The 11,907-nt window shown below is 37.5% G+C and carries 10 protein-coding genes; all 10 read right to left on the bottom strand.

The window, feature by feature from the left end; genetic code table 11:
- Positions 1 to 73 precede the first annotated feature (73 nt).
- Positions 74 to 1,027, bottom strand: a complete 954-nt coding sequence (locus tag NY10_RS11995; RefSeq protein ID WP_058920151.1) for a DHH family phosphoesterase — start codon at positions 1,025 to 1,027, stop codon at positions 74 to 76.
- Between the two features lie 15 nt (positions 1,028 to 1,042).
- Positions 1,043 to 2,374 (bottom strand): DRTGG domain-containing protein, encoded by a 1,332-nt coding sequence (locus tag NY10_RS11990; protein ID WP_058920150.1) that lies wholly within the window; start codon positions 2,372 to 2,374, stop codon positions 1,043 to 1,045.
- Between the two features lie 28 nt (positions 2,375 to 2,402).
- Positions 2,403 to 3,083 (bottom strand): metal-dependent hydrolase, encoded by a 681-nt coding sequence (locus tag NY10_RS11985; protein ID WP_058920149.1) that lies wholly within the window; start codon positions 3,081 to 3,083, stop codon positions 2,403 to 2,405.
- A gap of 110 nt (positions 3,084 to 3,193) precedes the next feature.
- The gene (dinB, locus tag NY10_RS11980) at positions 3,194 to 4,327 is read right to left on the bottom strand and encodes a DNA polymerase IV (protein WP_058920148.1); all 1,134 of its coding nucleotides are present in this window, start codon (positions 4,325 to 4,327) and stop codon (positions 3,194 to 3,196) included.
- A 187-nt stretch (positions 4,328 to 4,514) separates the two neighbouring features.
- Positions 4,515 to 5,162 (bottom strand): metal-dependent transcriptional regulator, encoded by a 648-nt coding sequence (locus tag NY10_RS11975; protein ID WP_058920147.1) that lies wholly within the window; start codon positions 5,160 to 5,162, stop codon positions 4,515 to 4,517.
- A 199-nt stretch (positions 5,163 to 5,361) separates the two neighbouring features.
- Positions 5,362 to 7,899 carry a bifunctional acetaldehyde-CoA/alcohol dehydrogenase gene (gene adhE, locus NY10_RS11970; protein ID WP_231726810.1) on the bottom strand — a complete coding sequence of 846 codons (2,538 nt, stop codon included), beginning with the start codon at positions 7,897 to 7,899 and terminating at the stop codon, positions 5,362 to 5,364.
- Between the two features lie 349 nt (positions 7,900 to 8,248).
- Positions 8,249 to 8,530, bottom strand: a complete 282-nt coding sequence (locus NY10_RS11965; RefSeq protein WP_058920146.1) for a post-transcriptional regulator — start codon at positions 8,528 to 8,530, stop codon at positions 8,249 to 8,251.
- 124 nt (positions 8,531 to 8,654) lie between these two features.
- On the bottom strand, positions 8,655 to 8,978 hold the full coding sequence (gene yajC, locus NY10_RS11960) for a preprotein translocase subunit YajC (protein WP_082664248.1): 324 nt from the start codon (positions 8,976 to 8,978) through the stop codon (positions 8,655 to 8,657).
- Between the two features lie 90 nt (positions 8,979 to 9,068).
- Positions 9,069 to 10,214: a tRNA guanosine(34) transglycosylase Tgt gene (gene tgt, locus NY10_RS11955; protein ID WP_058920145.1), complete on the bottom strand. Its 1,146-nt coding sequence runs from the start codon at positions 10,212 to 10,214 to the stop codon at positions 9,069 to 9,071.
- Between the two features lie 656 nt (positions 10,215 to 10,870).
- Positions 10,871 to 11,902: a tRNA preQ1(34) S-adenosylmethionine ribosyltransferase-isomerase QueA gene (gene queA, locus NY10_RS11950; RefSeq protein WP_058920144.1), complete on the bottom strand. Its 1,032-nt coding sequence runs from the start codon at positions 11,900 to 11,902 to the stop codon at positions 10,871 to 10,873.
- Positions 11,903 to 11,907 lie beyond the last annotated feature (5 nt).

Below are 11,907 nucleotides of genomic sequence, written 5' to 3'. Positions count from 1 at the left end.
ACGTTCTAGAATAAATATTCGGATATGCAAAAGAGGTTAGGACTTTTGTCCCAACCTCTTTTTGTTTCTTTTCTTAACTCCAGAGTCGTGCAGCTTGCTCTAGTTCTGCAATAATTTGATCCACTTCCGCTCTATTTTTAGCGTTTGCTCCACTAGCTAAAGGATGTCCGCCACCGTGATGAAGTTTTGCAATTTCATTGATAACAGGACCTTTTGATCTTAAGCGGCATCGAAAATGACCTTCTGGCTGCTCAACAAAAATTCCCCAAAGCAATACGCCTTCCATTGTTCCTGGTACCGCTACAATGGAAGATGTCTCTGTATCCATTACGCCAAACCGTTCCATCACTTCTTTAGTCAACATAACTTTGGCTACACCTGTAGAAGTAAGTTCAATGTTTTGTAAAACATAGCCGGTTAATTTCGCTACTTTTTGAGAAATGACATTCATTTGATTGTTCACTTCATTCGGAATAAAATTATATTCCATTAACCCTGCAGCCACACGCATCGTATGCGGTGTTGTGGAAGGATACAGGAATCGCCCTGTATCTCCCACGATTCCCGCGTATAACAAACGCGCGGCTTCATCTGTCATAGTTAACTGCTGCTGATTAGCTGTATAAAAATCAACAATGATTTCACTGCAGCTGCTCGCTTCTATATTGACAATTTGAAAATCTCCATAAGCATCGTCATTGGGATGATGATCGATTTTGATTAATTTTGTGCCTTTGAGATACCGCTCATCGCTGATTCTTGGCCGATTAGCTGTATCTGTCACGATGACTAAAGCATCTTGGTAATCTTTATCCATTACGTCATCCATTGTCGCTAAGAACGCTAAATCTCCGACTGGCCCACCAGCTTTCAAGATCTTTTTAGCAGGAAAACTAGCTTTCAAGATTTCTACTAGCCCTCCTTGTGATCCAAGAGCATCTGGGTCAGGACGCATATGGCGGTGAACAATAATGGTTTCATAGGTTTTAATAACCTCTAGGACTTCTTCATAAGGTAAACGTGTCATAACTGCTTGCTCCTTTTAATTTCTTTGCATCATTTGGCAAATAACGATTGCTTTTGCAACCAATACATTTTCAACATAGACTTCAATATCAAACTTTGACGAACGTCTGCCTATTTCAAAGACTTTGGGTTTGATTTCTAAAACACTCTCTAATTGAATCATTTTAAAATAATGCAAATCCATTTGTTCAATCAACGCGTTCCGTTTCTGATAAACCAGCAACGAACGTTTCGCACAACTGGTTATGATTTCACTTAACACACCAAATGAAATGGTTCCAACGGAGTCCGTCATTTGCGGCGTTACACTAAACTTGTAAGATGGGATGGCTGAAGCCCAGTCGTCGGGATCTTCACTGCTTAGTTCTATTTGTTCTTCGATTTGATCTGCGATCGTATCGCCAACTTGAGGTTGACGTTGTGCCGACTGCATAGCTTTCATAACGTCTTGCCTAGAAATAATCCCCATAAGAGTCAAATTATCTTCAACTACCGGCATGACTTCTAATTCGTCCCAAATCATCAAGTGCCCCACACTGGCGACACTCATATGTGTTTTTACAAGTGTCGGATCTTTGGTCATCACTCGTTCAATACTTATTTGATCAGCTTTTCCAATCATATCTTTAGCAGCCACAATGCCCACTAAACGTAAGTTTTTACTGACTACCGGGAAACGAGTATGACCGCTTTTTTCGTTTAATTTACGGTAATCCAATACAGTATCTTCTACATTCAAATACATTGTTTGCTCTAATTTCGTATAAATGTCTCCAACGACAATGATCTCTTTTTTTATCAGTTGATCCGTCATTGCTCGATTGATCATTGTCGCTACAGTAAATGTATCATAAGTAGTACTGATCAAAGGCAATGCTAATTCGTTGGCTAAATTGATAATTTTATCACTTGTATCAAAACCACCCGTAATCAAAACAGCGGCGCCTTTTTTCAAAGCCAGTTCCTGAACGCTTTCACGGTTGCCGACTATCATTAAAGAGCCAGGAGTGATGTAGCGGACGATGGCATCGTCTGTCATTGCACCAATGATAAATTTATTCAAATCATTATTTAAGCCTTTTTCACCGCCTAAAATATCTCCTTCGATAATCTTCACAACTTCTCCATAACTGAGGGTTTCAATACTTTCCTTCATTTTCCGTTCAATTCGAATGGTCCCCACTCTTTGAATGGTAGAAACCAATCCGCTATTTTGTGCATCTTTGATTGCACGATAGGCCGTTCCTTCACTGACTCGCAAATTTTTGGCAATGATCCGGACAGAGATTTTTTCTCCAACAGGTAAAGTTTCTATATAAGCTAATATTTGATCGTGCTTCGTGGCCATTTGCTACCCTCCAAAAACTTTTGCTCTTTTAAACCTCTAAAATTTCTCCTACAGCTAATACACGACCTTGATTCCCTGCTAATTTTTGACAAAAAGCCTCCGGGTCTTGTTCAATCAAAGGGAATGTATTGTAATGAATCGGAACAACCGTTTTAGCCTTTAAATAAGATGCTGCTAGTGTAGCATCTTCAATGCCCATTGTATAATTGTCCCCAATCGGTAAAAAGGCTATATCGAGAGGTCTGTAGGCTCCAATCAACTGCATATCAGAAAAGAGAGCGGTGTCTCCTGCATGATAGAGCGTCTTTCCATCAGCATGAAAAATAATACCCGCAGCTAGTCCCAGTGTCGTTGGTTTTCCGTCTATTTCGTAAGACGAACCATGAATAGCAAGTGTCATTTTAATTTCTCCAAAATCAAAGGCATGTTTCCCACCCATCTGCATTCCATGTGTTTTCAATTTTTTTGATTCGAAAAATTCTGCGATTTCCACATTTGCAACAATCAAAGCATCTGTTCTGTGAGCAATAGCTTCTGTATCGCCGATATGATCAGCATGTGCATGCGTAATAATAATAACATCTGCTGCTACTGTTTCTGGATTCAAGTCACTCTTAGAATTACCTGTGATAAACGGATCGATTAAAATAGTATACCCTGTATCTGTCAAAACTTGTACACACGATTGTCCATGCCATGATACCTTCATTCTTGAGCTCCCCTTTCAATAGAACACTCCAGTAAAACTGTATTAATGTCTTTATTATACCCTTGTGAAAAAGAGATTGCAATTTAGCACTATGGGTCGCTTAGCTAACCCTACATTCTGATGTCATTTTCCCAAAGCGGCAAAACAATATTTTCAAATGTCAGCGGATCTAGGGTCGTAACTGTAATCCCTAGAAGCCTAATTCCTTTTTGAAGCTCTCCGATATCATCCCATAAACTTTGAATCTGGAAAAAAATTTCTTCAGCATCTTTGATCGAATTAGGCAGCGTGATTCGTTTCGTTACGGTTTCAAAGTTTGAATAACGAATTTTTAATACAACGGTTTTTCCATGTTTTTGTTCCTTCAGCAACGAACGTTCGACTTTTTTTGCTAAAAATCTTAATTCTGCCATTATTTCATTTTCTGTGGTCAAGTTTTTTTCATACGTATTTTCTCTACCGACCGATTTTCTTTCACGACTCGTGCGTACCGGTGAATCATCAATTCCTCTAACTTTACGGTACAAAGAATACCCCATCTTGCCAAAAAGATGGATCAATTCCATTTCATCTTTTTGGTATAAATCTTCTCCTGTAAAAATCTTCAATTCGTGCATCCGTTCCACAGTTTTTTTACCGACTCCATAAAACTTTTCAATCGGCAATTCTTTTAAAAAGAGTAAGGCTTGATCCGGTGGTATCACTGTAACACCAGCTGGTTTTTTATAATCCGAGGCTAATTTAGCAATAAACTTATTGTAAGACACTCCAGCTGAACAAGTTAGGCGGACACTTTCCCAGACTTCTTTTTGTATAGCGTAAGCCATATGCGTCGCACTCTTAAAGCCTTGCTTATTTTCAGTCACATCCAGGTAAGCTTCATCTAAAGATAGTGGTTCAATAATATCTGTATACCGCTTAAAAACCGCACGGACTTTTTCTGATACTTCTCGGTATAACTCATAATTTCCTTGGATAAAGACTCCATCGGGGCACAATTCAAAAGCTTTTTGAGCACTCATAGCAGAATGGACACCATATGTTCTTGCAACATAATTAGCGGTAGAAACGACACCTTTTCCGCTCGTTAATCTCGGATGTTTCGCAATAATAATAGGCTGTCCTTTTAATTCGGGATGTTCCCTTTCTTCAACAGAGGCAAAGAAGGCATCCATATCTACGTGAATAATTTTTCTTGATGTATCTCTGATCGGTTCGTCAAATTGCACTACCCCTATTTTCACCTTCTTCGCCTCCTTTCCTCTTCATTATACGCGAACGTACATTCTTGTTCAAGATACTCAAAAAAACTGCCAGATTACTTTCTTCCAAAAACCAAAAAAGCCTCCATAAGTTAGATGTTGAAATCCAATTTACGGGGGCGCTTCATTCCTTAATAGAAAATACTCTTCCTTATAGGATAGGCGCTACTTAGATTGCTTCTACATAAATGCTCGTAGCTGCCTTAAAACTAATCGGAATGCTTGCTTGTCCTTTTTCAATTGTAATGGGGCCTTCGTAAGCACCAATGTCGCTAATCGTGTATTCGTCATTGACTTTTACTCCTACTGATACTAAGTAATCAAGCAGATCTTTTTGGTCCGCTACGCGCTTGATCACAATTTTTTCATTTACCTTCTTTTCAGCTAGAGTTTGCAAAGGAGGTTCATTTAAAACACCCTCTTTGTTCGGTATCATCCCCCCATGAGGACAAACTGTTGGATAATCTAAATAAGCTTCCAAGCGATTGGTTAGTTCAGTGGATGAAACGTGTTCCAAAATTTCTGCTTCTTCATGAACTTGATTCCACGAATAGCCTAAATGCTCCACTAAAAACACTTCCCATAAGCGATGTTTTCTCACCAGTATACTGGCTTTGCGCAGTCCTTCTGCTGTTAACTGTACGCCTTGGTAAGGGATTCGTTCAATAAATCCTTCTTTCAATAGTTTTGTCATCATTTCGCTAACGGATGCTGCTGAAACTTCCAACCCTTTCACTATTTCTTTGTTATTTATTTTAGTATCCGTCCCACCAAGTTCATATATTTTTTTTAAATAATCTTCCTTATTGGGTGTCATTTGTATCACCTGCTTTTCCTTTTTTTACCCTTGCTGAACTCCTTTTAATTATAGCTTTTCCTTCTTTTTAAAGCAATACATCCATAAATTAAGTTTAGGAAAGCCTAAAATTATTTTATGGACCATAAATCAAGATGTAAAGAGCCAGAACAAAAGTTGATTTTGTTCTGGCTCTTTCATTTATAAAAACGCTGAATTTTTATTCGCCTTCGTAGGCTTCAATAATAATTTGACGCAGTTCACTAATCAAAGGTTGTTTTGGATTAGCTGTCGTACATTGATCTAAGAACGCTAATTCAGCCATATGATCAACAGTAGCATCTAATACTTCTTGCGTTACTCCTTGAGATTTCAAGCTCATTTCAATGCCGACATCTTTTCCTAATTGAACGATTTCAGCAATCAACGATTCAACTAACTCTTGAGTCGTTGTGCCTTTGAATCCCATAAATCGTGCTATTTCCGCATAATCTTCATCCGCACGGAAATACTCGTATTTGGGAAATAGTGCATGTTTTGAAGGATCTTTTGCATTGTAACGAATGACATGAGGCAGTAAAATGGCATTCGTCCGACCATGAGGAATGTTGTATTCACCGCCTATTTTGTGAGCTATTGAATGATTGATTCCTAAGAATGCATTTGCAAAAGCCATACCAGCCAAGGTAGAGGCATTGTGCATCTTTTCTCGTGATTCTTCATTCGCGTACTCATAAGAATCCCTTAAATGTTCAAATACTAATTTGACTGCTTGTAAACTCAACCCTTTTGTATAGTCGCTTGCCATAACAGAAACATAGGATTCAATTGCATGAGTCAGCACATCCATTCCGGTATCGGCTGTCACTGATTTAGGAACACTCATTACAAATTGGGGATCAATAATCGCAACATCTGGCGTTAAAGCATAATCAGCTAACGGATATTTCACATGTGTTTTGCTATCCGTGATCACCGCAAAAGGAGTAACTTCCGAACCTGTACCAGAAGTTGTCGGAATACAAATAAATCGGGTTTTATCTAAAGTCGGAATTTTGTAAGTCCGTTTTCGAATGTCTAAAAATTTTTGTTTCGCCCCAAAAAATTCTGTTTCTGGTTTTTCATAAAATAGCCACATGCCTTTTGCAGCATCCATCGCTGATCCACCGCCGATAGCAATAATGGTGTCCGGTTGGAACTGGATCATTGCCTCTGTCCCTGCCATAACGGTATTGGTTGATGGATTAGCTTCAACCGCTGAAAAAACTTCTACTTGCACGCGATTTTTACGCTTGTAGAGTTCATTGATAATTTTGTCTGCATAACCGAATTCAACCATACCTGGGTCACAAACCAAGAAGACTCTTTCAACATTTTCCATTTCTTGCAAATAATGAATCGAGTTTTTTTCAAAGTAAATTTTTGACGGTAGTTTAAACCACTGCATATTATTTCTCCGTTTCGCAATTGTCTTGATATTCAATAAATCAATAGTGGAAACATTTTTAGATACAGAGTTTTTCCCATATGAACCGCAACCTAACGTTAAGGATGGAATCATATTATTGTACAAATCTCCTATGCCGCCTTGTGCTGTTGGTGAATTCACTAAAATACGGCAAGCTTTCATTTGTTCCCCGTATTTTCTCGCTAGCTTGTCATTTAACGTATGAATAGCAGCAGAATGCCCTAATCCGCCTAATTCCAACATCTTTTGAGCTAAGTCAAAGCCATGTTCAGTAGATTCTGCTTTTAACATTGCTAGTACTGGGGAAAGTTTTTCGCGTGATAATGGATAATCTTTTCCGACTCCAGCTAATTCAGCTACAATTATCTTCGTTTCTTTAGGTATTTTCAGCCCTGCAAGTTCAGCGATTTCCCAAGCCGATTGCCCGACAATAGCAGGATTTACAGCTGTTTTATCTTGATTCATCACTGCATTTTCTAATTTTTCTAGTTCATTAACTTTAACAAAATAAACTTGATGCTTTTCAAATTCTGATTTTACTGCTCCATAAATTTCTTGGTCCACGATAACAGCTTGTTCAGAAGCACAGATCATACCATTATCAAATGACTTAGAAGCAATGATATCATTGACAGCTCGTTTGATTTTAGCTGATTTTTCGATATAACTCGGTACATTTCCAGGACCGACCCCTAAAGCAGGTTTCCCTGTTGAATAAGCTGCTTTAACCATACCGGAACCTCCAGTAGCTAAAACGATTGCAACATCAGGATGATTCATTAATGCATTAGTTGCCTCGAGAGAAGGTTGCTTGATCCATTGAATGCAATCTTCAGGTGCTCCAGCTTCAACAGCGGCAGTTAAAACCGCTTGTGCTGCTGCTGCGGAGCATTTTTGTGCACTAGGATGAAAAGCAAAGACGATCGGGTTTCTTGTTTTGATGGAAATCAAAGCTTTGAATAAAGTCGTTGAAGTTGGATTCGTTACTGGAGTTACCCCACAGACTATTCCCACTGGTGTAGCTATTTCGATTAACTGTGATTGATCGTCATCACTGATAACTCCTACTGTTTTATTATCTTTAATCGAATTCCAAATAGATTCTGTTGAAAACATATTTTTAATGCACTTATCTTCATAAATACCGCGACCAGTTTCTTCAACAGCCATTTTTGCTAATGTCATGTGTTCACTTAATCCTGCCAAAGCCATTTGATGGACAATATGATCAATTTTTTCTTGATCAAATGTTTCTAACATAGTTAAAGACTTTTTCCCTTTACAAATCATTTCATCGATTTGAGTGCGAACCGTTCTTTCTTTTCCATTGGTCTTTTTTTCAGTTTTCGCAATCTTTTCTAGCGTGTTTGTAGAAGCTGTATTTGTAGAAGTCATCATTTACTCCCCCTATTTCTTATTGTTATCTTTTTCACAATACAAGCATAAGCTATTATTCAAAAATTGTAAAGCTTTTAATGGAAAGTTTTTAACATTTTACAAAAAGCCTTTAAAACCCTAACGTATAAAGGTTATAATTGATTTTCGTCTATCTGAATTAGTTTGATTTCTAAACAACTCTTGTCGATAAGAATAGAACTTTATTCACAATTGAATATAAAAAAAGGCCTTAGCCTTTTTCTTAAAATAAACTTTTTAAATCCATATCGTCTAATGAACTAGCTGGAGAAATCAGCGCTTCTACAGAGGCAAAATCTAAATAATCATTAGGAGTCAACGTCATGACTTGCCGAATTTGTTGGTAATAATGTTTGGGAATAGCTTTTTTCCAAGAAAAATAAATTAAATAATGCCATAGATCTTCTTTTGTAATCTGTTGGTAACCCAGTGTGTGGAATTCTTGGATTTTCAAGTTTAACCAGGGTTCCAACTTTTCAAATAAAGGTGTTGAATCATTAGCCAAATCAAACACTCCTTACGTTGGGGGATTTTTTTGCCCAATTATTGATTCATTTTTAGTAGTGAAAAAAAACAAAAGAAAAGACTCTTCATCCTCTCTTTTGTTTCACTAAATGATCGCTTTTATTTTATTCTACGTCGTTGGTATCTTCTGGATTGGCTTCAAATGTTTCAATCGTTGAGGCAACAGCGACATCTTTGATGCGTGCAATTGCGCGTCTTTCAAAGGTTAAGAAAATGCCTTCACAATCAAGAACAACCGTTTTTTCTACATCGTTAATTTCATCAACGATTCCATGCAAGCCACCAATTGTTACAATACCGTCACCTTTTTTCAAAGAGTCCAACATGTTTTTAGTTTTTTCAGCCGCTTTTTTTTGTGGTTTGATCATCATAAAATACATCAATCCCATAATCGCAGCAAAAGGTAAAATAGTAATAATAAAATCCATTTCTTCACTCCATTCTTTCATCGATTCGATCTAGCCTAGTACTAACTGTACCAAACTTTGCCCTTCAGTACTACACATTTTTAAGAATTGTTAGAAATTCTTAGCATTTGGTTTATTGTACCCATATTCTTCAAAAAAGTTTTCTCTAAATTCAAGCAAGTTATCGTCCATGATAGCTTGTCTAACGTTTTTCATCACATTTAACAAGAAATAAAGGTTGTGGTAACTCGTTAAGCGTAAACCAAACGTTTCATCTGCTTTGATTAAATGACGAATATACGCTCTAGTATAGTTCTTACAAGTGTAGCAATCACATTTGTCGTCAAGCGGGCCAAAATCCCGTTCGTATCGTGCATTTTTAATAACTACTCGCCCTTTGCTGGTCATACACGTTCCATTACGAGCAATTCTCGTCGGCAATACACAATCAAACATATCTACACCGCGAATAACTCCGTCAATCAAAGAATCGGCTGTTCCTACTCCCATCAAATAACGAGGTTTGTCCTCAGGAATCAGCGGTGTAGTGTAATCCAACACTTCATTCATCAAGTGTTTAGGCTCTCCAACGGATAAACCACCGATTGAATAACCAGGAAAATCCATTGAAACCAAATCTCTAGCACTTTGCTGACGCAATTCTTTATAGCCCGCGCCTTGGATAATACCAAATAATCCTTGTTGGTTGGGTTTAGCATGAGCTTTTAGTCCACGTTCTGCCCAACGGCTAGTTCGCTCAACAGATTTTTTCACATAATCAAAACTTTCTTCAAAAGGAGCGCATTCATCAAAACTCATCATGATATCCGGACCTAACTTATTTTGGATGCCGATAGCTTTTTCTGGAGAAAGAAACATTTTCGAACCGTTCAGATGATTTCTAAAATGAACCCCTTCCTCTTCAATGCGGCGCATATCACTCAATGAGAATACTTGAAACCCACCAGAGTCGGTTAAGATTCCTTTATCCCAATTCATGAATTTGTGCAATCCACCCGCTTCTTCGACAATATCTTCTCCTGGTCTTAACCATAGATGATAGGTATTGCTTAAAATAATATTTGCTCCCATAGTTTCTAACTCTTCAGGTGCGATACTCTTAACGGATGCCAGTGTTCCTACTGGCATAAACATTGGTGTAGGGAAGGTTCCATGAGGAGTAATGATTTCTCCTAATCTAGCACCAGTATGTTTTTCTTTTTTTATTAAACGGTATTTAATAGCCGGTTCAGACATATTTATTTTCCTACTTTCATTGTTCTTGGCAATTTTATTTTTGTCAATCGTATTTTAACACTTTAGTAACTATACTAAGAATTTTCTTTTTTTGCAAACCCGCTTAGACCTTAAGAGGCTTTTATTACCACCTAATATAGCCTTTTATCGCAAAATAAGAAACAGATATTTTTGCGATCCGTATTTTAAAAATAAACGAACTACGACATTTTTCAATCTATTCAAGTTTTTAAACCGGTCTATTTCCGAAACCTAAAATAAATTGGTTTTCTTAAGCACTTAACTTGTAAGCGATACCTTTTCATGCTATATTATGAGTGTAAAGAGAGATGCACGTATGAGTGAACGACAAACTTTCTTTTTTGTTTAGCTTCAAAGAAACAAATAAAATCAACATTCAGTTTCGATTTACCAGTTTCAATAACCATTCAGTTAAGTCAATCAGTTAAGTAGGCGATTAAAAAAAACAAATCTTAGCTCGATAGTTAGTTTACGCTTAAATGAACGCAACGAATAAAGTATAAAAGAATCACATGTCGTTTTTTCAAAAGAAGTTTAATATCCAAACAGTTCGATTCTAAAAAAAAAGTTCACTCATACCTCTCTTAAAACAAAGGAGAAGTTGGCATTTTCAGCCCGCTTCTCTTTTTTGTTGTTTATTTTACAAACATCGCATCTCCAAAACTGAAAAACCGATATTTTTCTTTTACAGCATGCTCATAAGCTGCTAGAACCTGCTCTCTTCCCGCAAAAGCACTGACGAGCATAACCAAAGTTGACTTAGGCAAATGAAAATTAGTTGTAAAAGCATCAACTAACTTAAACTCATAGCCTGGAGAAATAAAGATACTAGTCCAGCCGCTATCTGCTTGAATGCTGCCATTAAATTTTGTCCCAATGGTTTCAAGAGTCCGTATAGAAGTTGTTCCTACAGCAACAATTCTGCCACCTGCCTTTTTTACTTCATTTAATTGGCTAGCGGCTTCTTCAGATAAACGGTAAAATTCAGAATGCATTTCATGGTCTTCAATGGAATCGACGCTAACGGGCCGGAACGTTCCTAACCCGACGTGTAATGTTAAGAAAACCAATTGAACCCCTTTAGCTTTAATTTTTTCTAATAACTCTTCAGTAAAATGCAAACCAGCTGTAGGAGCAGCTGCTGAACCATTTTCTTTTGCATAAACCGTTTGATAACGTTCATTGTCTTCGAGTCGTTCTTTAATATAAGGCGGTAAAGGCATTTCTCCAAGAGATTCTAAGACTTCCAAAAAAATACCGTCATAAAAAAAATCAATGATTCGTCCACCATGATCCAATTCTTCTTTGACCACAGCTTTCAAACGACCATCTCCAAAATGAATTTCCGTTCCAACTTTAGCTCGTTTAGCCGGCTTAACTAATGTTTCCCATTCATCATTTGAAGTGTTTTTTAACAACAACACCTCAACGTGTCCCCCTGTTTCAGGTTTGGTTCCGTAAAGACGAGCTGGCAAAACACGCGTGTCATTCATTACTAAGGCATCACCTGCATGTAACTCATCTAAAATAGCTGTAAAGTGCTTGTCTTCTATTTCACCAGTTTCTTTATCCAAAATCAAAAGTCTTGATCCGGAGCGATCTTCTAGTGGTGTTTGAGCAATCAACTCTTCAGGCAATTCAAAATCAAAATCATTTGTTGATAACATGTTTA

The organism is Carnobacterium sp. CP1 (genome assembly GCF_001483965.1).
GTDB lineage: Bacteria > Bacillota > Bacilli > Lactobacillales > Carnobacteriaceae > Carnobacterium_A > Carnobacterium_A antarcticum.
This window is presented reverse-complemented; position numbering and strand designations above follow the sequence as displayed.